Annotated in this window: 19 protein-coding genes; 7 read left to right on the top strand and 12 right to left on the bottom strand. The window is 71.4% G+C overall.

What is annotated here, in order from left to right:
• The first annotated feature begins 78 nt into the window (after positions 1-78).
• Complete coding sequence (locus K7862_RS13580) at positions 79-1,389, top strand: alpha/beta fold hydrolase (protein WP_222962802.1); 1,311 nt, start codon at positions 79-81, stop codon at positions 1,387-1,389.
• Here K7862_RS13580 and K7862_RS13575 read toward each other — a convergent pair.
• On the bottom strand, positions 1,301-2,545 hold the full coding sequence (locus K7862_RS13575; RefSeq protein WP_222962801.1) for a DUF4192 domain-containing protein: 1,245 nt from the start codon (positions 2,543-2,545) through the stop codon (positions 1,301-1,303). The genes K7862_RS13580 and K7862_RS13575 overlap by 89 nt on opposite strands.
• A gap of 137 nt (positions 2,546-2,682) precedes the next feature.
• On the opposite strand from K7862_RS13575, the gene K7862_RS13570 reads away from it, so the two are divergent.
• Entirely contained in the window at positions 2,683-4,863 is a 2,181-nt protein-coding gene (locus tag K7862_RS13570; RefSeq protein ID WP_222962800.1) for a DEAD/DEAH box helicase, read from the top strand.
• A 198-nt stretch (positions 4,864-5,061) separates the two neighbouring features.
• Positions 5,062-5,652: a hypothetical protein gene (locus K7862_RS13565; RefSeq protein WP_308011970.1), complete on the top strand. Its 591-nt coding sequence runs from the start codon at positions 5,062-5,064 to the stop codon at positions 5,650-5,652.
• A 10-nt stretch (positions 5,653-5,662) separates the two neighbouring features.
• Here the strand turns inward: K7862_RS13565 and K7862_RS13560 are convergent, their stop codons facing one another.
• The 5 genes from K7862_RS13560 to K7862_RS13540 form a co-directional block, all read right to left on the bottom strand.
• Positions 5,663-6,391, bottom strand: a complete 729-nt coding sequence (locus K7862_RS13560; RefSeq protein WP_222962799.1) for a hypothetical protein — start codon at positions 6,389-6,391, stop codon at positions 5,663-5,665.
• Positions 6,392-6,445: 54 nt separating this feature from the next.
• Positions 6,446-7,132 (bottom strand): ribonuclease HII, encoded by a 687-nt coding sequence (gene rnhB, locus K7862_RS13555; RefSeq protein ID WP_222962798.1) that lies wholly within the window; start codon positions 7,130-7,132, stop codon positions 6,446-6,448.
• Positions 7,133-7,192: 60 nt separating this feature from the next.
• Positions 7,193-8,101 carry an ADP-ribosylglycohydrolase family protein gene (locus K7862_RS13550; RefSeq protein WP_222962797.1) on the bottom strand — a complete coding sequence of 303 codons (909 nt, stop codon included), beginning with the start codon at positions 8,099-8,101 and terminating at the stop codon, positions 7,193-7,195.
• A 167-nt stretch (positions 8,102-8,268) separates the two neighbouring features.
• Positions 8,269-8,931, bottom strand: a complete 663-nt coding sequence (locus K7862_RS13545; RefSeq protein WP_222962796.1) for a histidine phosphatase family protein — start codon at positions 8,929-8,931, stop codon at positions 8,269-8,271.
• An 82-nt stretch (positions 8,932-9,013) separates the two neighbouring features.
• Complete coding sequence (locus K7862_RS13540) at positions 9,014-9,790, bottom strand: SDR family oxidoreductase (protein ID WP_222962795.1); 777 nt, start codon at positions 9,788-9,790, stop codon at positions 9,014-9,016.
• Between the two features lie 141 nt (positions 9,791-9,931).
• Between K7862_RS13540 and K7862_RS13535 the strand changes: the two genes are divergently transcribed.
• A complete protein-coding gene (locus K7862_RS13535) occupies positions 9,932-10,543 on the top strand; it encodes a TetR/AcrR family transcriptional regulator (RefSeq protein WP_222962794.1) in 612 nt (203 codons plus the stop codon).
• A gap of 117 nt (positions 10,544-10,660) precedes the next feature.
• Here K7862_RS13535 and K7862_RS13530 read toward each other — a convergent pair whose 3' ends face one another.
• From K7862_RS13530 to nrdR, 3 genes are all read right to left on the bottom strand, one after another.
• Positions 10,661-11,266: a YdbC family protein gene (locus tag K7862_RS13530; protein ID WP_222962793.1), complete on the bottom strand. Its 606-nt coding sequence runs from the start codon at positions 11,264-11,266 to the stop codon at positions 10,661-10,663.
• Between the two features lie 221 nt (positions 11,267-11,487).
• Entirely contained in the window at positions 11,488-14,379 is a 2,892-nt protein-coding gene (locus tag K7862_RS13525) for a vitamin B12-dependent ribonucleotide reductase (protein ID WP_222962792.1), read from the bottom strand.
• Positions 14,380-14,500: 121 nt separating this feature from the next.
• The gene (nrdR, locus tag K7862_RS13520; protein WP_222962791.1) at positions 14,501-15,013 is read right to left on the bottom strand and encodes a transcriptional regulator NrdR; all 513 of its coding nucleotides are present in this window, start codon (positions 15,011-15,013) and stop codon (positions 14,501-14,503) included.
• A gap of 576 nt (positions 15,014-15,589) precedes the next feature.
• Between nrdR and lexA the strand changes: the two genes are divergently transcribed.
• Positions 15,590-16,369: a transcriptional repressor LexA gene (lexA, locus tag K7862_RS13515; protein WP_222962790.1), complete on the top strand. Its 780-nt coding sequence runs from the start codon at positions 15,590-15,592 to the stop codon at positions 16,367-16,369.
• Positions 16,370-16,593: 224 nt separating this feature from the next.
• Here lexA and K7862_RS13510 read toward each other — a convergent pair whose 3' ends face one another.
• Positions 16,594-18,600: an ATP-dependent DNA helicase gene (locus K7862_RS13510; RefSeq protein WP_222962789.1), complete on the bottom strand. Its 2,007-nt coding sequence runs from the start codon at positions 18,598-18,600 to the stop codon at positions 16,594-16,596.
• A gap of 134 nt (positions 18,601-18,734) precedes the next feature.
• Between K7862_RS13510 and K7862_RS13505 the strand changes: the two genes are divergently transcribed.
• Positions 18,735-19,916 (top strand): FHA domain-containing protein, encoded by a 1,182-nt coding sequence (locus K7862_RS13505; RefSeq protein ID WP_222962788.1) that lies wholly within the window; start codon positions 18,735-18,737, stop codon positions 19,914-19,916.
• 105 nt (positions 19,917-20,021) lie between these two features.
• A complete protein-coding gene (locus tag K7862_RS13500; protein WP_222962787.1) occupies positions 20,022-21,236 on the top strand; it encodes a serine/threonine-protein kinase in 1,215 nt (404 codons plus the stop codon).
• Between the two features lie 13 nt (positions 21,237-21,249).
• Here K7862_RS13500 and K7862_RS13495 read toward each other — a convergent pair whose 3' ends face one another.
• Both K7862_RS13495 and K7862_RS13490 read right to left on the bottom strand, forming a co-directional pair.
• The gene (locus K7862_RS13495) at positions 21,250-21,804 is read right to left on the bottom strand and encodes an FHA domain-containing protein (RefSeq protein ID WP_222962786.1); all 555 of its coding nucleotides are present in this window, start codon (positions 21,802-21,804) and stop codon (positions 21,250-21,252) included.
• A 114-nt stretch (positions 21,805-21,918) separates the two neighbouring features.
• Positions 21,919-23,709, bottom strand: a complete 1,791-nt coding sequence (locus K7862_RS13490; RefSeq protein WP_372461573.1) for an IucA/IucC family protein — start codon at positions 23,707-23,709, stop codon at positions 21,919-21,921.
• Positions 23,710-23,759 lie beyond the last annotated feature (50 nt).

The following is a 23,759-nucleotide window of genomic DNA, read 5'->3' as shown; positions in this document are numbered from 1 at the left end:
CCGTCTACCGTTCCACCACGGGAGTTACGGCTCCCGCGCCCCTTCGCACCACCTCGCGTACCTCCGGAGACTCCACCCATGGCCGTCCACCGCCAGCCCGGCACCGTCATCACCGACCACACCTTCACCGTCCCCCTGGACCACGCCGACCCCGGCGGGGAGCAGATCGAGGTGTACGCGCGAGAAGTCGTCGCGACGGGCAAGGAGCGGGAGCATCTGCCCTGGCTGCTGTACCTGCAGGGCGGGCCGGGCGGGCGCTCCCCGCGGCCGCTGGGCCGGGACAGCTGGCTGACCCGCGCCCTGGACGACTACCGCGTCCTGCTCCTCGACCAGCGGGGTACCGGGCGGTCCACGCCAGCCACCCGCCAGACCCTCCCGGCCCGCGGTGACGCCGCCGCCCAGGCTCGATACCTCGCGCACTTCCGGGCCGACTCCATCGTCCGGGACTGCGAGGTCATCCGCCGGGCGCTGCTGGGCGAGGACGGCCGCTGGAGCGTGCTCGGCCAGAGCTTCGGCGGGTTCTGCTCCCTGACCTATCTGTCGTTCGCACCCGAGGCACTGCGCGAGGTCATGATCACCGGCGGTCTGGCGGGACTGCACAGCAGCGCGGAGGACGTCTACCGCGCCGCTTATCCCCGGATCGAGCGCAAGAACCTGGCCCACTACGCGCGATACCCCGAGGACGTGGCCGCGGTGCGCGAGATCGTACGTCACCTCAGCACGCGGGAGGTGACCCTGCCGGACGGCGGCCGGCTCACCCCGGAGGCCTTCCAGGCGCTCGGCCTGATGCTCGGGTCCGGCAACGGCTCGCACACCCTGCACTATCTGATCGAGGACGCCTTCGTCACGACCCCGGCCGGCCCCGAACTCTCCGACACCTTCCTCTCCCAGGCGCAGGGGCACCTGTCCTTCGCCACCAACCCGCTGTACGCGGTGCTGCACGAGGCCATCTACGGCCAGCTCTCCGTCTCCCCGGCCGGTACCCGGTGGGCGGCGGAACGCGTCCGGGCGGAGTTCCCGCAGTTCGACGCCGGGGCCGCGCTGGCCGACGGCCGGCCGGTGCTCTTCACCGGCGAGACCATCCACCCGTGGATGTTCGCCACGGATCCAGCTCTTCAGTCGCTGCGCGAGACGGCGGAGCTGCTGGCCGAGCGCCAGCAGTGGCCGGACCTGTACGACACCGAACGCCTGGCCCGCAACGAGGTCCCCGTCGCGTCGGCCGTCTACCACGACGACATGTATGTCGACACCGCCGACTCCCTCGCCACCGCACGGGCGGTGCGGGGCCTGCGGACCTGGGTCACCGACGAGTACGAGCACGACGGCCTCCGGATGAGTGGCGGCCAGGTGCTCGACCGGCTGATCCGGCTGGTCCGCGGCGAGCTCTAGAGGCGGCGATGACCCTGCGGCGGCGCTCCCGTCGCAGGGAGCTGCGCAAGAGCTCGGGATCCATGCCTGCGTTGACCGCGTGGTGGAGCAAGCGGGCGAAGGTGTAGGTGGGTTCGAGGTCCAGCGCCAGCCCGAGGGCGGCGCGGGCCTCGGCCTCGTCCCCCGACGACCACGCCACCCAGCCGGCGAGGGTCAGCGGCGCCGCCGCGTGCTCGGCGTAGGTGCCGGCGCACCGCCGGGCCAGCGCCCGCCACAGTCGGAGCGCCGCGTCGGCCTGGGCCGGTTCCATCCACTCCGCCGCGCGGTCGCGGGTGTCCCGGTCCTGGAGCCCGAGGATGATCATCGCGGCCTCGTCGTCGGCGAGGAGCCTGTCGTCCCGCCGGTCGGCGCGCGCCGGGTCGTTGATCACGGGAGCCTTGCGGAGCTTCGCCATCGCGCCGCGGGCCAGCGTGATGGTGCGGTTCCTGATGTCCTCGCTGGTGTCGCCGTCGGCGAGCATGCGCGGCACGAGTTCCGCGGAGGCGGTGTCGAGCGCGATCTCGTGTTCACGATCGCGCGGTTCCCTCGGTTTCAGCCGCGACTCGATGTCCCGCAAGGACGAAGGTGAGGGCAGGCCCAGATACGCGGCGGTCGCCGCCATCGTGGTGCTGCCCGGCGGCGGCAGAGCGTCCCCTTCTTTCGGCGAGGGCGCCGATTCCGGCCGCACGTAGGACCACCACCGGCCCGCCGACACGCACAGCGCCTCGACGACGGGCACCTCCAGTGCTCCGCACGCCAGCCGCAGGTGCTGGACGAGGGGCCGCAACCGCTCCATGACCTCCGGCGCACCCTCTCCGTCATCCGGGTCCTCGCAGACGAAGGCGACGACGGCGTCCGGCGGGGCACCGCGCTGGGCGCTGTTCCTGACCAGGCACCCTGCGAGGTGCGCCGCTACTTCGGGCCATTCGCCCGGGTCGTGCGGCAGGCCGAGACGCACCCGCCCGCCGAACCGGCCGTGCTCGCCGTGCAGGGCGACGAGCACGATGCTGTCGTTGGGATGGAAGCCCATCAGGTACGGCAGGGCGTCGGCGAGTTCGTCAGGGCCACGCAAGGTGACCTTGACTTCTTCGGACGCGTCCGGTGACTTTCCGTGGTGAATTCGGTTGCTCTGAGTCATGACTCGACGATGACGCATTGCACACGTTTCGCACCAGACCCCCCGAATGCCTGTGGATAACTCTGGACTCCGCGTTGTCCACAGGCTCGGCCCGTGCCGTTGGCGGAATGTCGGTGCGATCGGGTTGCATGGGGGACATGACCGAGGACACCACCGCGCTGCGCAGCGCGGCCGACACCGTACTGAGCCGACTCGTCGGCGCCGAAGAGGGCACCGCGCGGCTGCGCGAGGACCAGTGGCGCGCCGTCGAGGCGCTGGTCGCGCACGGCCGCAGAACCCTCGTGGTGCAGCGCACCGGCTGGGGGAAGTCGGCCGTGTACTTCGTCGCGACGGCCCTGCTGCGCGGCCGCGGCGCCGGACCGACCGTGATCATCTCGCCGCTGCTGGCGCTCATGCGCAACCAGGTGGAGGCCGCGGCGCGCGCGGGCATCCGCGCGCACACGATCAATTCGTCCAACGCCGAGGAGTGGGAGGGCATCCAGGCCGAGGTGGGGGCCGGCGAGGTCGACGTACTGCTCGTCAGTCCGGAGCGGCTGAACAACCCGGACTTCCGTGATCAGGTGCTGCCCAAACTCGCTTCCACCACCGGCCTTCTGGTGGTCGACGAGGCGCACTGCATCTCGGACTGGGGACACGACTTCCGTCCCGACTACCGGCGGCTGCGCACCATGCTCGCGGATCTGCCACCGGGCGTGCCGGTGCTGGCGACCACCGCGACGGCCAACGCACGCGTGACGGCGGACGTCGCCGAGCAGCTCGGCACGGGGCTGAGCGGCGGCGAGGGGGAAGGGGCCCTGGTCCTGCGCGGACCGCTGGAACGGGAGAGCCTGTCCCTGGGGGTCCTGCGCCTGCCGGACGCCGCGCACCGGCTGGCCTGGCTCGCCGACCATCTGGAGTCCCTTCCGGGCTCCGGCATCATCTACACGCTCACCGTCGCGGCCGCCGACGAGATCACCGCGTTCCTCCGGCAGCGCGGTCATGCGGTGGCCTCGTACTCGGGCCGGACAGAGAACGCCGATCGCCAGGCCGCCGAGGCGGATCTGCTGGCCAACCGGGTCAAGGCACTGGTGGCGACTTCGGCGCTCGGTATGGGGTTCGACAAGCCGGACCTGGGTTTCGTCGTCCACGTCGGTTCGCCCTCGTCACCGATCGCGTACTACCAGCAGGTCGGACGGGCGGGACGCGGCGTCGACCACGCCGACGTGCTGCTGCTCCCCGGGCCCGAGGACGCCGCGATCTGGCGGTACTTCGCGTCCCTCGCCTTCCCTCCGGAAGAACAGGTGCGACGCACGCTGGAGATCCTGGAGACGGCCGACCGGCCGCTGTCGGTACCCGCTCTCGAGGCGCGTGTCGATCTGCGCCGCTCCCGCCTGGAGATCATGCTCAAGGTCCTCGACGTGGACGGTGCGGTGCGCAGGGTCCGCGGCGGCTGGACCGCGACCGGCGAGCCGTGGGCCTACGACACCGACCGCTATGCCTGGGTGGCCCGGCAGCGTGAGGCCGAACAGGAGGCCATGCGCGAGTATGCGGGCACCACCCAGTGCCGGATGGAGTTCCTGCGCCGTCAACTGGACGACGAGCAGGCGGCACCCTGCGGCCGCTGCGACAACTGCGCCGGCGCCCGCTACTCGCCGGAGGTGTCGTCCGCGGCGCTGGACGCCGCACGGGCCGCGCTCGGCCGCCCCGGTGTGGAGATCGAGCCGCGCAAGATGTGGCCCACCGGCCTGGACGCCATGGGTGTCGCTCTCAAGGGCCGTATCGCCGCGGCCGAACAGTCCCAATCGGGCCGGGCTCTCGGCCGGCTCTCCGACATCGGCTGGGGCAACCGGCTGCGACCACTGTTCACGGAGGGAGCCGCCGACCAGCCCGTGCCGCCCGAGGCGGTCGACGCGATGGTGCAGGTGCTCGCCGACTGGGCCAAGGGGCCGGGTGGCTGGGCGAGCGGGGAGCCGGACGCCCCGAGCCGTCCGGTCGGCGTGGTGAGTCTGGCGTCCCGGCGGCGCGGCGTTCTGATCGAGTCCCTGAGCAGTCGGCTCGCCCAGGTCGGACGTATGCCGCTCCTCGGCAGGATCGAGTACGCGCCCGGCGAGAGCCCTGGGGGCGTGCCGCGCAGCAACAGCGCGCAGCGCGTGCGCACACTGCATGACGCGTTCACCTTGCCCGCGGACCTGGTCGCGGCATTGCAGGCGGACCCGGGGCCTGTTCTGCTGGTCGACGACTACGCCGACACCGGCTGGACGCTCGCCATCGCGGCCAGGATGCTGCGCCGGGCAGGAGCGACGGCTGTGTTCCCGCTGGTCCTGGCGGTCCAGGGGTGACCGGTGGTGACACGTAGCTGTATCCGGAAGGGATCTATCCGGCGGACAGGTCCATACCGGTCCGGTCGGTCAATTGCCCGTTGCCGCACGGAGTTGCGAAGGGAAGAATTGCCTCGGATCCCCGTTCGGCTCTTGGAGCCCCCTGACCGGAGTGCGCCCGCGCCCGGTCCAACGGGTGTATCCGTGGAAGGGAGGACCGTGACCATAGGCTTCGTTGCGGCGTCGTCCACCGCCACCTCCTCCCTCACCACGAGAAACCTGGAGGCCGCGGAGTGGGCCGACGTCTTCGTCCCACTGCTGGCCAACCCGCGTGACGTGATCAAGGACCTGCACGCCCGGCATCTGCCCTCCCCGTCCACCGCGGTCGTCGCGGTGTACGACCCGGACGGACGGCTGCGGGCGAGCGCCTCGTTCTCCGGACGGCTCGGTGTCCTCGACGGCTGGGAGCGGCGGAACGCCCTGCTCTCCCATCTCCGCCGGGTCATCCCCCACGACCTGCGGCTGCGCCACCCGGTGCGGACCGCGGTCCTCATGGTCTGCCGGGACGGCGAGTCCGGGTGGACCCCGGAGGACGGGGCGTGGATGTGGGGGCTGCGCGACGCCTGCGGCCTGCACGGCCTGCGCTGCGGTTCCTATGTGACGCTCACCCGCGAGGGCTGGAACGTCATCGGCGAGAACCGGACGGGCCGGACGCCCAACTCGGACCCGCGGTCCCGGCATTCGGGCAACGCGCCCGCGCTGCCCGGCGAGACGCGGGAACCGCTGCCCCGGGCGGCCGCCGCCCGGTGACGGGCAGCGGTCAGGCGTTCGCGCCGAGCAGCGTGTTGATCCGCGCCGGGTCGCCGCAGACGATCAGCAGTGCACCGGCCCGCTCGAGAGCGCCTGCCAGTGCCTGAGGCATCGTTTCGTCATTCCCGCCGTTGACCGCGACGACGACGACCGGACGGCCCTTCGCACGGTCGGCAGCGATGTCCGCGTAGAAGACATCGTCGGCGGCGTCGTACTGGGCCCAGTAGGACTCCTCGCCGAAGGTCAGTTCGTGGGCGGCCCACGGGTGTCGCTCGCCGGAGGTCAGCACCAGGATCTCCCCGGGCGCGCGCCCGGTGTCCAGCAGCAGATCCACCGTCTCGTCGGCGGCGTCGATCGCGCCGTCGGCCGGGGCGGGGATGAGCTGGATCTGGGTGCCGCCACTGCCGCCCTCACGCTGCTTGGGCACCGTGGACTGCGCGGTGACGGCGGCTCGTTGCTCCGGAGCAGGAGTTGCCGGGGTGGCCGGGGTCGGGGTGGCAGCCGTAACGCCGGCGCTGCGGCCGGAAACGGAACGGCCGGAGCCGACGCCTGCGGCAGCGGGCTCCCTCGGCGGCGCGGGACGCGGCGCGGAAGGTCGGGGGGCTGAGGATCGCGGCGCCGCGGGACGCGGCGGGCCGGGTACAGGACGGGGGGTCGACGCACTTCGGCCGGCGGCCTGAGCAGTGCGGGGACCCGGGACGCTCTCGTGAATCTGAGGCTCCTCGGGGGTGAGAGGCATGAGTTGATGTCTATCAAACGTGGTCGGAATGCGCAGCGGGGGGTGGCTCCTGGATCAGAAATCGAAACCGAGTTGTTCCCCTGTGTCGATGTCCTCGCGCACCTTCTTCAGGTGCTGCCAGCGGGGCATCGCGTCCAGGTAGGACCATGAGAGGCGGTGGTGACCGGTCGGCCCGAACTCCTCAAGGGCCGCCCGGTGGACGGGCGACGGATAACCGGCGTTCTCCTGAAATGCGAACGGCTCGTATTCCAGGCCGAGTTGGGCCATAGCCGCATCACGGTGCACCTTGGCGATGACAGAGGCGGCGGCCACCGCGACGCAGGACTGGTCACCCTTGATCACCGTACGCACGCGCCACGAGCCACCGAGGTAGTTGTGCTTGCCGTCGAGGATCACCGCCTCGGGGCGTTCCGGCAGCGCGTCCAGCGCACGGCCGGCGGCCAGTCGCAGGGCGGCGGTCATACCGAGCTCGTCGATCTCCTCGTTCGAGGCGTGCCCGAGCGCGTAGGAGGTGACCCAGCCGGTCAGTATCCCCGCCAGTGCGGTCCGGCGCTTGGGGGTGATCAGCTTGGAGTCGGTCAGGCCCTCGGGCGGGCGGCGCAGACCGGTGATCGCCGCGCACACCGTGACCGGCCCGGCCCAGGCCCCGCGTCCCACTTCGTCGACACCGGCAACGGTCCGGACGCCCATGGTGGCGCGCATCGAGCGTTCGACGCTGTGAGTGGGTGGTTCGTACGGCATGGCGGCTCCAGCCTACTCTGCGGCAAACCGGCCTCTCCGGAGGGTCGGAGAGACGGGCGATCAGGCCGGGACGGCCCAATCGGGGAGGCTTTCGGTCCGCTCGGTCCAGCTGGCAGGCGGTCCGCCGCCGGGACAGGACGCGAGGATCCCCCCGACGATGGCGCACGTGGTGTCGATGTCCCCGCCGGCACGGGCCGTGGTCCAGAAGGCCCGTTCGTAGTCGCCGAGATGGCGGGCCGCGGACCAGAGGGCGAACGGGACGGTGTCATGGGCTGTGGTGCGCCGGCCGCAGCCGAGGACGGCGGCAACGGTGCCGACGTCGCCGTAGTCGAGCATGTCCCGTGCCCGCCGGATACCGGCGTGCACGGCGCTGCGCGGCACCAGCTCGAGGACGGATGCCAGCAGGTCGGCCGGATCCTCCGGGCAGGTCTCCGGATCGGCCGCGATGGCGGCGGTCGCGGCGACCGCCATCGCCCCGACCACGGCTTCACGGTGCTGGTGTGTGGGGTACGCGGAGATCTCCGCCTGGTGCGTGGCCTGCACCGGGTCGCCCGCGTACCAGGCGCCCAGCGGGGCGATACGCATCGCGGCGCCGTTGCCCCACGAGCCCTGGCCGTTGAACAGCGCGGCGGCCAGCTCGCGCCAGTCGGCGCCTTCCTGGCGGATCTGGCGCAGCATGCGGTTCACGGCGGGCCCGTAACCCCGGTCGAAGTCATGGTGCTCGGCGAAGGACATCGCCAGGGCGTCCTGGTCGATGCGGCCGTGCCGGGCCAGGATCGCCAGCACCGAGCACGCCATCTCCGTGTCGTCGGTCCATCGCCATGGCCCGGGCGGCAGTTCGCCGATCTGGAGGGCGGTGTAGTTGGCGGGGACGAAGAACTGGGATCCCAGTGCGTCGCCCACGGCCAGCCCCTGGAGGCTGGACACGGCACGGGCGAGCCGGTCGGAGTCGGTGGTGTGCGCGGTCATGGCGCGAAAACTCTGACATCGCACGTGATCCGGGTCAATCTCCATGTGCCCAAACTCACCTGGCTGCTGGGTTCTCCGGCCGTTTCAGGTCATGACTCGGCGCGAACGAGTGCCCGAGTGCCATGGACGGTCCCTCCGGACACTTCCCGGCAGGGCGACTGCCGGTCTCACAGACAGCCCCCGCCGGGCGGCCCCGGGGTGCCCCAGCGCTCGAAGGGCCGGTCGAGCGAGTACCGGCCGTCGCGGCCCTGGATGAGCGTCCGTGACTCGCCGTTGGAGGGGTTGGACAACGTCTCGAACTCCTCGACCGTCCAGTGGAACCACCGCATGCAGAACAGGCGCATGGTCAGCCCGTGCGTCACGATCAGCACGTTCGGCGGGAAGTCGGGCTTGTCGAAAGCGCGGTAGAGCGTCTCCAGGAAGGCTCCGACCCGGTCGTAGACGTCGGCTCCGCTCTCCCCCATGGCGAAGCGGTAGAAGAAGTGCCCGTAGGCGTCCCGGGCCTTGCGCTGCCGCTGGATGTCCTCCAGGTCCTGCCAGTTGCCCCAGTCCTGCTCGCGCAGCCTGGGCTCCTCGCGGGCCTGGACGAGCCATGGATCGAGACCGAGAGCCCGGAAGGTCGCCCAGGTGCGGCGATAGGGCGACACGAACGCCTGGACGCGCTCCTCGCCGAAGATCTTCCGGAGGTCCTGGCCGCTGCGCCGCGCTTGCCGCATCCCCAGGTCAGTGAGTTCCAGGGCGTGGTCCGGCACTCGTGCGTAGATCGTGTCGTCCGCGTTGCCCTGGGACTCGCCATGCCGGATGAGCACGATGCGGCGAGGACGTCCCATGGGAGTCAGCCTATTGCCACGCTCGACCGGGAGCGCGGCGGGGACCAGCACCGACGCCTTCACCGAACCGGGCCGCGCCCGTTCAGAGGCCGGCGGGCCGCAGCCGGGATCCCCCGTCGACCGGCAGCACCACACCGGTGGTGAAGGTGCTGGCGATGAGGTACCCGATCGCCTGCGCGACGTCCTCAGGGCGTCCGACCCGCCCGGCCGGTGCCGCCTCGGCGTAGGCATCGAAGGTCCGACGGCGGGCGTCCGCGTCCAGCCAGTCCCACCACGGGGTGTCGACGATGCCCGGGGACACGGCGTTCACCCGGGTCGGCGCCAGCTCGACCGCCAGGACCGGGACCATCGCCTCCACGGCCGCGTTGACCGCCGCGAGGCCGGCCGTCCCCGGTATCGCAGCACCGGACGACCCCGCGGTGACGAAGGTGAGCGATCCACCGGGCCGCAGCCTCTTCAGCGCGGCCTGCGCCGTGGCGGCCTGCGCGATCAGCTTGCCCTCCGTGGCCGCCCGCAGGTCGGACAGCGCAAGGGAGCCGAACGGCCCCGCGGCCGTGTTGCCCGTCACGGCGACCACGACGTGGTCGATCGGGCCGATCGACTCGAAGAAGGCCTTCACCGCGTTCTCGTCCCCGGCATCCAGGGAGGCACCCGAGGCACCCTCCCCCAGACGCTCCAGTGCGGCGTCCAGCCGGCCCTTGTCCCGGCCGGTCACGATCACCTCGCGGCCTTCCCTCAGCTCGCGTTCGGCGGTGGCCAGGCCGATGCCCGAGGTGCCACCCATGATGACCACACGTTCCGTCGCGGCCCGGCGTTCTCCCTGCTCCGGCGCGGCCGCTGCCGTCCGCTGCGTATCCATGTCCGTTCCCCACCCTCTGTCTGCGCGTGTTGCGCGTCGTACCTCTGTACCGACCGACGCCGACCTGACACCGGCCCCCCTTTACGGGACACCGTGACTCGTTAAATATATGCGAGACATCGTGTCCTGTAAAGTGAGCCCATGGACGATTCACCCGCTCGGGGCAGGCCACGCAGCGAGACCGCCCGGCGTGCGGTGCTGGACGCGGCGCTGGAGCTCTGCCAGGAGGGCGGCTACCAGGCGCTGACCATGAAGGCCATCGCCGAGACGGCGGGGGTCGGACGCCAGACGGTGTACCGCTGGTGGCCCGCCAAGCAGGACGTCCTCATCGACGCGCTGCGCGACCTGCGGCTGCGCGCGTCGGAGCACCTGGACCCCGACAGCGGCGACACGCTGGAGGATCTGCGCACGCTGCTGACGGCCACCTTCGCCCTCGCCAACCGGCTCACGGGCAAGGCGCTGGTCGGCCTGATGGCCGAGGCCCAGCACGACCCGGACCTCTCACACCGGCTGCAGGCAACGGTGATCGGCCCCCGGCGCCATGCCCTGCGTCTCGTCCTGGCCCGGGGCGTGGAGCGCGGTGAACTGGCCGAACGCGTCCCGCTCGACCTCGCCGTCGACTTCGCCTTCGGCACGATGTGGTACCGCCTGATCAGCCACCACGCCCCGGTCGACGACGAACTCGCCGACCAGATCAGCGCCGCGCTGGCCACCCTGCTGCGGCCGCTGCCCGGAGTGTCCGAGTCCGGCTGACCCTCCCGAGCACGGCGCTCCCGCGCCGACGTCGGCAACAGCCCGGCACCAGGACCGGTCAAGCGTCAGAAAGCGCCCGGCGCCAGGGCCGGGCCGACCGTCGCGACAGGCTCCGCGTCAAACCGTCCACGCGGGAACCACGTCCACCACGTCCCCGGCCACGGACACCACGTCGTCCTCCAGTTCCGCGCGCTCGGACAGGCGGGACACCGCCCCTTCCCGGTACTTGCCGTGTTCCGTGGCGCTGTCCCACATGGACAGCACCAGGAAGTCGGACGCGTCCCCCTGGCCGAAGACCCCGCGCAGCATGCCCGGCGAACCGGCCATGGCGGGGTTCCAGACGCGCTGCTGCATGAGCGTGAAGTGGTCGATGCGGTCAGGGCGCACCTTGCACAGCGCCACGCGCAGCAGGTCGGCGTCGCCGAACAGCGGCTCGAAGCCGACCTTGACGTCGAGCCGGTGCTCGAAGAGCCGGACCGCGAGCGTCTCGAAAGTCCCGTGCTGCGCGGAGACCATGCCGTCGTGCGGCCCGGCCATGAAGGCGTCGTAGGACCGACGCCCGTCCCAGAAGGCGAAGAGATGCGCCACGCCCGGCTGCGACCTGCTCCAGCCACCACCCTGACCCCGGAATCCGGGCTGCTCCCGAAGGGCCGCCCATCGGCGCTGTCCGCGCTCGAACCCCGGCCGATCCAGGACGCCGCACCGTATCCACTTCACCAACACCGCGCCATCGTAATGGCGTTGGCGCCGTGCCACGGCCCGCGCCCGATCCCGGGTCCGGCCCGGAGGCGCACGGTCCGGCCGTGACACACGCCCGAACGACGAAGGGTGCCGGCCCCCTGCGGGGCCGGCACCCTCGGTGCGGACAGATGCCGATCGTTTCCGGTCGGACGGTGATCACCTGAGGTTGATCACGTCCGGATCAGTGAACGATCCGTCGGACGTCAGCTGCAGCCGCTGGTCGAGCCGCAGCCCTCGCACAGGTAGCAGCTCCCGGCGCGCCGCATCTTCGTGCCGCAGGAGAAGCACAGCGGGGCGTCGGCGTTGAGACCGAGCTGGATCTCCAGCAGCTCCGTGGAGTTGTGCGCCTCCTTGGGCGCCGGAGCGGGAGCCACCTCGGACTCGGCGGGCTTGGCCACCGACAGCGGCTTGCGGGACTCCACCTCGCGCGGCGCCGACTGGGCCAGGCCCTCGACGTCCACCTCGTCCTCGGCCGGCTCGTAGGAGCCGGTGTCCAGGTGCCGCTGCCGCTCCTCCGCGGAGTGGATGCCCAGCGCGGAACGGGTCTCGAAGGGCAGGAAGTCCAGCGCCAGGCGTCGGAAGATGTAGTCGACGATCGACTGCGCCATCCGCACGTCCGGGTCGTCCGTCAGACCGGCCGGCTCGAAGCGCATGTTGGTGAACTTCGAGACGTAGGTCTCCAACGGAACGCCGTACTGCATACCGACCGAGACGGCGATGGAGAAGGCGTCCATCATGCCCGCGAGGGTCGAGCCCTGCTTGGACATCTTCAGGAAGACCTCGCCCAGACCGTCGTCGGGGTAGGAGTTGGCCGTCATGTAGCCCTCGGCACCGCCGACCGTGAAGGAGGTGGTGATCCCCGGGCGGCCCTTGGGGAGGCGCTTGCGGACCGGGCGGTACTCGACGACCTTCTCCACCGCCGCGGGCGCCTCGGCGACGGCTTCGGTCTTCGCCGCTTCCTTCTTCTTTGCGGACAGCGGCTGGCCGACCTTGCAGTTGTCGCGGTAGATCGCCAGGGCCTTCAGGCCGAGCTTCCAGCCCTCGTAGTAGACCTCTTCGACCTCTTCGACGGTCGCCGACTCGGGCAGGTTGACCGTCTTGGAGATGGCACCGGACAGGAAGGGCTGGGCCGCTGCCATCATCCGCACGTGGCCCATGGCGGAGATCGCCCGCTCGCCCATCGCGCAGTCGAAGACCTCGTAGTGCTCCTGGCGCAGGCCGGGTGCGTCGACCACATTGCCGTGCTCGGCGATGTGGGCGACGATCGCCTCGATCTGCTCCTCCTGGTAGCCGAGCCGCTTGAGGGCGGTCGGCACCGTGTTGTTGACGATCTGCATGGAGCCGCCGCCGACGAGCTTCTTGAACTTGACCAGGGCCAGGTCCGGTTCGACGCCGGTGGTGTCGCAGTCCATCATCAGGCCGATGGTGCCGGTCGGTGCGAGCACCGAGGCCTGCGCGTTGCGGAAGCCGTTCTTCTCGCCGAGGCGGAGGACGTCCTGCCACGCCTCGGTGGCCGCGGCCCACACCGGGGTGTCGAGGTCGTCCATGCGCTTGGCGGCGCCGTTGGCGTCGGAGTGCTGCTTCATGACCCGCTTGTGGGCGTCCGCGTTGCGGGCGTACCCCTCGTACGGGCCGACCACGGCGGCGAGTTCGGCCGACCGTCGGTAGGACGTACCGGTCATCAGCGACGTGATGGCGCCGGCCAGAGCGCGGCCGCCGTCCGAGTCGTAGGCGTGGCCGGTGGCCATCAGCAGGGCGCCGAGGTTGGCGTAGCCGATGCCCAGCTGACGGAAGGCGCGGGTGGTCTCGCCGATCTTCTCGGTCGGGAAGTCGGCGAAGCAGATGGAGATGTCCATCGCCGTGATGACGAGCTCGACGACCTTGGCGAAGCGCTCGGCGTCGAACGACTGGTTGCCCGCGTCGTCGTGGCGGAGGAACTTCAGCAGGTTCAGGGAGGCCAGGTTGCAGCTGGAGTTGTCCAGGTGCATGTACTCGCTGCAGGGGTTGGAGGCGGTGATGCGGCCCGTCTCCGGCGAGGTGTGCCAGTGGTTGATGGTGTCGTCGTACTGGATGCCGGGGTCGGCGCAGGCCCAGGCGGCCTCGGCGAGCTTGCGGAACAGCGCCTTGGCGTCGACCTCTTCGATGACCTCGCCGGTCATGCGGGCGCGCAGGCCGAAGTTCGAGCCGGACTCGTACGCCTTCATGAACTCGTCGTTGACGCGGACCGAGTTGTTGGCGTTCTGGTACTGCACGGAGGTGATGTCGTCACCGCCGAGGTCCATGTCGAAGCCCGCGTCACGGAGGGCGCGGATCTTCTCCTCCTCCTTGACCTTGGTCTCGATGAACGCCTCGACGTCGGGGTGGTCGACGTCCAGCACGACCATCTTGGCGGCGCGGCGGGTGGCGCCGCCCGACTTGATGGTGCCCGCGGAGGCGTCGGCGCCGCGCATGAAGGAGACCGGGCCGGAGGCGTTGCCGCCGGAGGAGAGCAGTTCCTTGGAGGAGCGGATCCGGGAGAGGTTCAGGCCGGCGCCCGAACCGCCCTTGAAGATCATGCCCTCTTCCTTGTACCAGTCGAGGATGGACTCCATGGAGTCGTCGACGGACAGGATGAAGCAGGCCGACACCTGCTGGGGCTGGGCGGTGCCGACGTTGAACCAGACCGGCGAGTTGAAGCTGAACACCTGGTGCAGCAGCGCGTAGGTGAGCTCGTGCTCGAAGATCTCGGCGTCCGCCGGGGAGGAGAAGTAGCCGTGGTCCTCGCCCGCCTTGCGGTAGGTGAGCACGACACGGTCGATGAGCTGCTTCAGGCTCTGCTCGCGCTGCGGGGTGCCGACCGCGCCGCGGAAGTACTTGCTGGTAACGATGTTGACCGCGTTCACCGACCAGAAGTCGGGGAACTCGACGCCACGCTGCTCGAAGTTGATCGAGCCGTCGCGCCAGTTGGTCATGACGACGTCACGGTGCTCCCAGACCACCTCGTCGTACGGGTGTACGCCGGGGGTGGTGTGGATGCGCTCGATACGCAGGCCCTTGCTCGCCTTCGCCCCCTTGGTACGGGAACCGCGCGCCGGGCCGCTCGTCGTCTCTGTCATTCCGCCTCCCTATACGGGCGAAAACGCCCTGATGTGCGCGGTTCTTCCCGCAACACGGTGTTGTCTGCCGCCTCGGCACCCCCCAGGGCGCTCCGGCTGAATCGGGTCCTGCGCGCGCCGGTCAGTCGGCGGCGGCCGCGGACGCGGGGACTCCGAGGTCCTCGTCGAGCCCGCCAGGAGTCTGGGGTGGGAGCTGCTCGCGCAGCTCCCTGATGGCCCTCTCGAAGTCCTCGAGCGAGTCGAAAGCGCGGTACACGGAGGCAAAGCGCAGATAGGCGACCAGGTCGAGGTCCTGGAGCGGACCGAGTATGGCCAGCCCCACGTCGTGGGTCGACAGCTCGGCGCTGCCGGTGGCCCGGACCGCCTCCTCGACGCGCTGCCCGAGCTGGGCGAGTGCGTCCTCGGTGACGGGGCGGCCCTGGCACGCCTTGCGCACGCCGGCGATCACCTTGTCACGGCTGAAGGGTTCGGTCACGCCGCTGCGCTTGATCACCATCAAGGACGCGGTCTCGACGGTCGTGAACCGTCTGCCGCAGTCGGGACACTGGCGCCGGCGACGGATCGAGGCTCCGTCGTCGGTGGTGCGGCTGTCCACGACGCGGCTGTCGGGGTGTCGGCAGAAGGGGCAGTGCATGTCTTCCTCCCTCCCTTCCTCACCCGGGGGTGAGCGCACGACAACGACGCCCGCGCAGGCCCTCACGGGCCGCCGGAACGGTCTCCATACTAGCCACGCGAACCACAAGTTGTGGTGGCCGGGGTCTATCCAACCACTAGATCTGGTGTCCGCTCACCATCCTGGCGAACTCGCGTGTCACCCGCGTGTCGCCCGTGCGGCCGCGACCACGGAGGGGTTCCGGGACACCCCACAGGGTGAGCAACGGCGATTCCGGGCGCGTCGCGGAGGGCGGGTGGCAGACTGCCACAAGGGGTGCCCCGGAGGCGACCGCAGGGGGTGTTTCCGAGACGGCCGCGGGGGCGATCTCGGGGCGCCCGGCGGCCGTCCGCGCACCCGGATCCAGCGAATCCCGAATCGAACTTCCATTCGATCAATACACCCGGTACCTTGATCACGTCAGCGGATTTATGCAAATTCACTCGAACGTGTGTTTGGCGCAACCTTTCGAAACCCACTACCGTTGTACTAACTGCCCGTGCCGCGAGCGGGCCGACCGCAGTCCATGCGGTGGAGAACATCTCGAAAGGGGCCGCCGTGACCACCGCCGCAGAGAGTGCGACCGCCACAATGACCGCCCATGACCGCTCCCCGGATCGAATCGGCCCGTTGGACGTGATGAACGAAGAGAACGCCCCCAAGCCCGCACGCGCGCTTCCCGGACGGCCCCCCGGTATTCGCGCGGACAGCTCCGGCCTGACCGAACGGCAGCGGCGCGTGATCGACGTGATCAGGGACTCGGTGCAGCGGCGCGGATATCCGCCGTCCATGCGGGAGATCGGCCAGGCCGTGGGCCTGTCCAGCACCTCCTCGGTGGCGCACCAGCTGATGGCCTTGGAGCGCAAGGGCTTCCTGCGGCGCGACCCGCACCGCCCGCGCGCCTACGAGGTCCGCGCCTCGGACGCCGGGTCGCCGCAGCCGACGGACACCACGGGCAAGCCCTCCGCCTCGTACGTGCCGCTGGTCGGCCGGATCGCCGCCGGTGGCCCGATCCTCGCCGAGGAGTCGGTCGAGGACGTGTTCCCGCTGCCCCGCCAGCTTGTGGGCGACGGCGAGCTGTTCGTCCTCAAAGTCGTCGGTGACTCGATGATCGAGGCGGCCATCTGCGACGGCGACTGGGTCACCGTGCGGCGGCAGCCCGTCGCCGAGAACGGCGACATCGTGGCCGCCATGCTCGACGGCGAGGCCACGGTCAAGCGCTTCAAGCGGGACAACGGCCATGTCTGGCTGATGCCGCACAACTCGGCGTACCAGCCCATCCCCGGTGACGAGGCCACCATCCTCGGCAAGGTGGTGGCCGTGCTGCGCCGGGTCTGACGGCTCACGGCCGACCCGGCCACCCCATCCGGGCCCCGGAACCACTGCGCCGGTTCCGGGGTCCTGCCATGCCCGGGGGCCTCCCATGTCCGGGCCCCGCCTCGCGGCCTCCGCTCGGACCTGCACCGAGGCCGTCGTGCGGACCTCGGCCGAGATCGTCTCATCAGACCTCCGCAGCGACCACCGCCCGGACCTCCGCCTCAGACCTCCTCAGAGGCTGTCGCTCAGACCTCCGCCATGACCTTCGCGGCCGCGTCGATCGCGGCGAGCGACTTCCGCACCTGGTTGCGGTCCGTGGTGTACCAGAACTCCGGCATCGAGGCCCGCAGGAAGCTGCCGTAGCGGGCCGTGGCCAGCCGCGGGTCCAGGACCGCCACCACGCCGCGGTCCCCGCTCGCACGGACCAGCCGGCCGGCGCCCTGGGCCATGAGCAGCGCGGCGTGCGTGGCCGCGACGGCCATGAAGCCGTTCCCGCCGTGCTCCTCGACGGACTTCTGCCGGGCGCTCATCAGCGGATCGTCCGGGCGCGGGAACGGGATCCGGTCCATGACCACCAACTGGCAGTTCACACCCGGCACATCGACGCCCTGCCACAGGGACAGCGTCCCGAACAGGCAGGTCTGCGCGTCCTGGGAGAACGTGCGGATCAGCTCGCCGAGGGTCTCCTCGCCCTGCAGCAGCACGGGGTACTCCAGACGCCCGCGCATGGCCTCGGCGGCCGCCTGGGCGCCGCGCATGGACGAGAACAGCCCCAGGGTGCGCCCGCCGGCCGCCCCGATCAGCTCGGCGAGTTCGTCGAGCATGTCCTCGCGCCCGCTGTCCCGCCCGGGCTGGGACAGGTGCCGGGCGACGTAGAGGATGCCCTGCTTGCGGTAGTCGAACGGCGAGCCGACGTCGATGCCCTTCCAGGACGGCACGTCCTCGCCCTCGGTGCCCTCCGGCGCCAGGCCGAGCGATGCCGCCACGCCGTTGAAGTCGCCGCCCAGCTTGAGCGTCGCCGAGGTCAGGACCACCGACCGCTCGGTGAAGAGCTTCTCGCGGAGCAGGCCGGACACGCTCAGCGGCGCGACCCGGAGGGAGGCGCCGAAGCGGTCGTGCCGCTCGCACCACACCACGTCGTACTCCGAGCCCTGGACGAGGCGCTCGGCGACCCCGTGGATGTGCTCGACCGAGGCGAGGGCCTGCTTGCGGACCGCGTCCTCGTCCTGCAGGGACTTGTCACGGGTGTCGCCGATCGCGGTGATCACCTGGCGGCAGGCGTCGCGCAGCGCGGCCAGCACATAGGCGAGGTCCTCGGGGATCTCCTCGAGCCGTCCGGGAAGGGCGAGCTCCATCAGGCGCTCGAAGCCCTCCGCGGCACTCTGGAGGGCGTCCGCCGCCTTCTCGTTCACCAGTTTGGCGGCGCGCTTGACCGCGCGGTTGACGCCGATCGGGGACAGCTCACCCGTGGCGACGCCGGTGACGCGCGAGACCAGCTCATGGGCCTCGTCGACGATCAGCACCTCATGGCTGGGCAGCACGGGGGCGCCCTCGATGGCGTCGATGGCCAGCAGCGCGTGGTTGGTGACCACGACGTCCGCGAGCTTGGCCCGCTCCCTGGCGGCCTCGGCGAAGCACTCGGCGCCGTAGGCGCACTTGGTGGCGCCCAGGCACTCGCGGGACGTCACGGACACCTGGCTCCACGCGCGGTCGGAGACGCCGGGGGTCAGGCCGTCACGGTCGCCGGTCTCCGTCTCGTCCGCCCAGTCGCGCAGCCGCAGCAGGTCCTGCCCGAGCTTGCTCGTGGGCGCGGCCGCCTCGAACGGGTCGAAGAGGCCGTCCTCCTCGTCCTGCGGCACTCCTTCGTGGAGCCGGTGCAGGCACAGGTAGTTGGACCGGCCCTTGAGCATGGCGTACTGCGGCTCCCGGCGCAGCAGCGGCCGCAGCGCCTGGACCGTGCGCGGCAGGTCGCGCTCCACGAGCTGGCGCTGCAGCGCGAGCGTGGCGGTGGCCACCACCACCCGCTCACCGTGGGCGAGGGCCGGCACCAGGTAGCCGAGCGACTTTCCGGTGCCGGTGCCGGCCTGGACGAGCAGGTGCGACTGGTCGTCGACGGCCGTCTCCACGGCTCTGGCCATGGTGACCTGGCCCTCCCGCTCGACACCGCCGACGGCGGTGACGGCGGCGTGCAGCAGGTCGGTGAGCGCGGGTGGTCCCTCTGCCGGCGACAGGGGGCGGGATGAGTCGTCCATAGGGGGGCCAGCCTACGGCGCGGCACTGACAGTGACGTGCCGCGTCCGTGACCGGACCGGTTCCGGCCCCCTCGGGCGGGGATGCCGATCATTCGCGGGACCGGTCCGCTCCGCCGGTGCTAGCTTCTGGTCATATGCAGTGCGAGAGCCGGTTGACGCTTGACGCCTCCGCCGCGGACTACGTCGTCGACGTGGCCAATGTCGTCAGGGAGCCGGCGCTCGGCGGCGGGAGAGCGGCCGACCTGACCCGTTTCGAGGCACTGCTGGACGCCCTGGCGGAGTTCGCCCGCGACCCGGCGGTACAGGTCTACGCGATCACCGACCGCTCGCTGCTCACCGACGGCCGCCTGACCCCACAGGAGCGCGAGCGCCTGGACGACTGGTTCCGCGAGGGGCTGCTGGAGGTGCTGCCCCGGGCCGACGACCGGATCCTGGAGCTGGCCGACACCCTCGAACTCCGGGTCGTCAGCGGCGACAACTTCCTGGACTTCCACCGCGCCTACCCGTGGATCCCGGGCGATCGCGAGCGCTTTCTGCGGCCGTTCCTGGGTGAGGACGGCGTGGTGGGCGTCCGCCCGCGGATCATGCCGGTGCCGCCCGAGTGGCAGGTCTCCCGCAAGGAGGAGGAGGGCCTGCTCCTGGAGGCGGGCGTGCTGCGGCGCTGGGCCCCGAACGGCCATGTGAAGGTGCTCAGCCGGGACTGGCGCTGCCCGGAGACCACCTGTCCCCTCTTCGGCGGCGGCGACCGGCCGAGCACCGCGCTGCCGCGCCGGCGCAAGGACCGGGTGCTGTGTCCCACGCACGGTGTGCCGCTCACGGACACCGGGCCGCTGCCGCGCCGCGCGCAGGTGAAGGTCGTCATGGACGGCATCGTGCGGGGCCGCTTCATGGTGACGGCCGGCGAGCCGCTGGCCGTGGGCCGGGCGCCCGCGGAGGGCGGCGTCGCGCTGGGCGCCTGGGTCGACGACCAGGCGGTGGAGTCGGTCAGCCGCACCCATGTGGTCCTCGCCTACGAGGAGGGCGCGATGACCGTGGTCGACGAGCGCAGTGCCAACGGCACCCGCATCCGGTGCCGGCGTCCCACCGGGGACGAACTGGTGCCGCTGCACCGGGGGATGACCTGGACGCTGCGCCGCGGCGACGCCGTCGTGCTGCACGAGCGCCTCGAACTGCTGCCCAGCGGACGGCAGTTCGTCTTCGACGAGGACACGACGGACGGTACGGTCGGTCCACGGCAGGACATCGTGGCCGCTCCCACCATGCTCGGGGTGCGTCTCCCGGCGGGACACGACCGCCCCGGGGGCGGCGCGGGCTGACCGCGCGGCGGGCATGACGCTGCGGACGGCCGGGCATCAGGACGGGCGGGGGCGGCAGAGCGCCGGGCCTGCCGAGGACGACGGGATCGGGGGGACGGGCACGCCGTGGCGGACGCGATCGGGGTGGGGGCGGTCCTCAGCGGCCGGTACCGGCTGGAGGAGCCGCTCGGCGGCGGCGGTTTCGGGCAGGTCTACGCGGCTTCGGACCTGGGTCTCGGGCGACGGGTCGCCGTCAAGGTGCTCACCCTCCGCGACGAGTGGGCGGCGGGTGAACGCAGCGAACGGCAGGGCAGGTTCAGGCGCGAGGCCGTGGCGGCCGCGGCGCTGAGCCACCCCAACGTCGCCACCGTCCACGACGCGGGTGATCACGACGGCCGCCCGTTCATCGTGATGGAGCTGCTGCGCGGTACGGACTTCGGCCGTGTGCTGCTGGAGCGCGGCGGCCTGCCGGTCGGCGACGTCCTGACGTACGGCGCGCAGATCTGCGCCGGACTGCAGCACGCGCACGAGCACGGCCTGGTCCACCGGGACATCAAGCCGGAGAACCTCATGCTGCTGCCCGACGGGGTGGTGAAGATCCTCGACTTCGGTCTGGTCACCCAGCGCGACGCGACGGTGACCCGCTACACCGACCCGCACGCCGTCATGGGCTCCCCCGCGTACTTCTCCCCCGAGCAGGCGCGGGGCCATGAGGTCACGGGACGGTCCGACCTGTACTCGGTTGGCTGCGTCCTGTACGCGCTGCTGGCCGAGGGGCCGCCGTTCTCCTCCTCCACCTACGTCGGCTACGCCTATCTGCACGTCCACGAGACGCCTGAACCGCTGGGGAACCGCCGCCCGGACGTTCCTGGCGACCTGGCCCGGCTGGTGCACGAGATGCTGGCGAAGGACCCCGCGGAGCGTCCCGCGAGCGCGGGCGAGGTGGCTGCCCGTCTGCGGGCCATGGCGCACCCCGCGGCGGCGGCAGCGGTGCCGGTGCCGCGCAGTCCGACCGCCCTCGACCAGGGCGCGCGGCACCTGGTGTGGACGCTGCTGGAGGAGGGCGAGGGACTGCTGCGGGGAGGCAGGTTCGCGGAGGCCGACCGCCGCTACTGGCAGGCGCTGCAGCAGATCTCGCGTCAGGGCGCCGACCGGGAACCCGCCTCCTTCGCCGCTCAGTTCGGCCGGGCCCGCGCTCTGCAGGGGCTGAACGGCGAGGCGGCGGTGGTCCGGCGTCTGCGGCAGCTGACCGAGGAGACCTCCGCCGCGCTGGGTTCCGGCCATCCCCTGGCGCGGTGCGTCGCCTCCTATGCGGCGGAGAGGCCCGAGCCGCAGGGGTGACGGCGTCCGGGAATCAGAGCAGCACCTTGATCGTGACGTCGGCGGCCAGCCGCACCGTGTCGCCCGGCCGCACGGCCGCGGGCTCCATGGGCGCGAGCCGGTAGCCGTGCACGAAGGTGCCGTTGGTGGATCCCTCATCGGTGATCCAGGCGGATCCGTCCGCCTCCACCCCGAAGGTGGCGTGCAGCCGCGACAGGTTGTCGCGCGAGGCGAGGAACCGCACCGCCGGGCACAGGCGCGGGTCGCGGCCGATGCGGATACGCACGCCGGGCTCGACGGTGACCGTCTCGTCGCCGGGGAACCGCAGGCGCAGGGCTTGGCTGGGGACGTCCCTGCGGGTCTGCGCGGTGCGCGGCAGGGCGCCGGGTATGAGGTGGATGACCCGGGTGCGCCCGTCGTCCTCAGCGACCTGCGGCAGGGCGTCGGTGGCGTCCTCGTCCCCGGCCGCGTCGCGCACCGGCCGCATCAGGGCGAAGGGCACGAAGCAGCCCTGGCAGACCAGTTGCCCGGGATGGGCACCCGTCGTGCCGCATTCCGGGCACGGCCCGGCCACCCTTTCCCCACGCATTCCGCCCCCGTACCTCTCCCTCGCCGGCACCCGCCGCCCGGCAGTCGGCACCCGGACAGCCGGGCGCTTGTCACCCGGCCCCGCGGGAGATCGTATCGGGGCCGCCGGCCCCGCTCAGGGGATGTGCAGCGGGTTGGGAACGGTGCCGTGGACGGCGGCGTGGGGGCGCTCGGCACGGTCGCGGTAGCCGTCGAGGTGCAGACGGTTGCGGTTCAGGCACAACCGCTCGATGCGCGGGGTGAGCAGGTCGAACATCGCGAAGCGTTCCTTGAGTTCGGGAAAACGCTCCTGGTGACGCAGGATCTCCTCGCGGGCGAGGATCCAGAAGTCGTTCTCCGCGACTCCGAGTTGACGCTCGCAGAGCGGCGCGAGATACCGCAGGACACCGACGAACAACCCCGAATGGATGAACTGCGTGAGGAATTCAGGCGGTTCGGTGAGGAGAACCTCGCGGACCTCCGTCGGCATGATGCGCAGTTCGGGAAGCGGCTCAGCGCTGACGTTGATGTCGTCGACGAAGTCCTTGACCGCGAGCCGCACCGGAACGTCGTTCTCGTCGAACACCACGATGGCGTTCTCGCCGTGCGGGGAGAACACGGTGCCGTAGCGGTACAGGAAATGCAGCAGCGGCGGCAGCACGGCCGCGAAGAGGTGGCGGAGCCACACCTGCGCCGCCAGTCCCGAGCGCTCGACGAGTTCGGCGGTGAACGCCCGCCCGTCCGGGTCCACGTGCAGCAGGGAGGCGAGGGTGCGAGCCCGCTCGCCGGGGTCCAGGTGCGGCCCGATGGGCTCGCGCCAGATGCAGCCGAGCAGTTCGCGGTACTGGTAGGGGACGGTCGGCAGCGAGTCGTACTGGGGATGCGCGACGCTGACCGAGGCGACCTCGCCGAGCAGGATCACCCGCGCCTCGTCCCGCAGGAATCGGTCGTGGTCCCGCAGGCCGTGCACCCACGCGGTGACGGCGGGCGCCGCGAGGGTGCGCTCGGTGGGCAGGCCGCGGTAGACGAGGGTGTTGAGGACGGACAGCGGCAGTTTGACCGTCCGCCGGTTGGGGCGGGTGGTGTTGAGGAAGGTGCGGATCGACTGCTGGGGCAGCCTCAGGTCGCTGTCAGTGGTCAGGTGGATGATGGATCCGTCGGCGATCGCGGGCGCGAACAGCGGGGCGACGACCTGGTCCCACTGCCAGGGGTGGACGGGGAGGAACAGGTAGTCGTCCGGGTCGCGTTCCAGGTCGGCGACGGCGTGGCGGAAGGTGTCGAGCGTGTCGGGCGAGAGTTCCTGCTCGTAGAGGATCACGGGGGTGGCCAGGGTGGAGACGCCGCGGTATTCGGCGAGATCACGGTGGACGGCGAGCCAGGGCAGCCGGTGTTGCCGGCGTGCCTCGGGCGCCCAACGGGCGGCGTCCGTGTCCGAGAACCCGATACGCCCCTTGTTCGCCACGAGCCACGGGTGGCCGGTCTGGTGCCCCTCCAGTTCCGCGTAGTCCAGGTCGGCCAGTTCGGCGGCCGTCAGCGCGCCGCTGTCCAGCCGCACGTCGGCGCAGAGGGTCGCCAGCAGTTCCCTGAGCAGGTGGCCGGTGGTGTCCCCGCTCAGGCCCAGCACGGAGGCGTGCCCGTGCGCGAGGAAGTCCAGCGGGTCGCCGGTGGCCGGAGTGATGGTCGCGGGGTCCACCTGCCAGCTCCCGTACGCGCCGCGGCGTGCGCGGAAGCGGTAGGTGACGCCCTCGGCCAGCGGAATGCGGTACGGCGCCGTCCCGTCGGCGTGCTCGCGCCCGGGGTCCTCGGCCTCCGGGTCCGGCTCGGGCAGGATCACCTCCTCGTAGGCGAACTCGGCGAGCATCTTGGCCAGCAGGCGTCGGGACGCGTGCCGCCAGGCGGCGGAGTCGTACGGGGGCGGGGCGATCACGGTGGGCTCCTGCGCGGGGAACGGTGGCTGGCGGTCGGGGAAACCGGGAG

It is taken from the genome of Actinacidiphila acidipaludis, from assembly GCF_019890725.1.
Classification (GTDB): Bacteria; Actinomycetota; Actinomycetes; order Streptomycetales; family Streptomycetaceae; genus Actinacidiphila; species Actinacidiphila acidipaludis.
The sequence above is the reverse complement of the archived record's forward strand: the minus strand, read 5'-3'. Positions and strand labels throughout refer to the sequence as shown.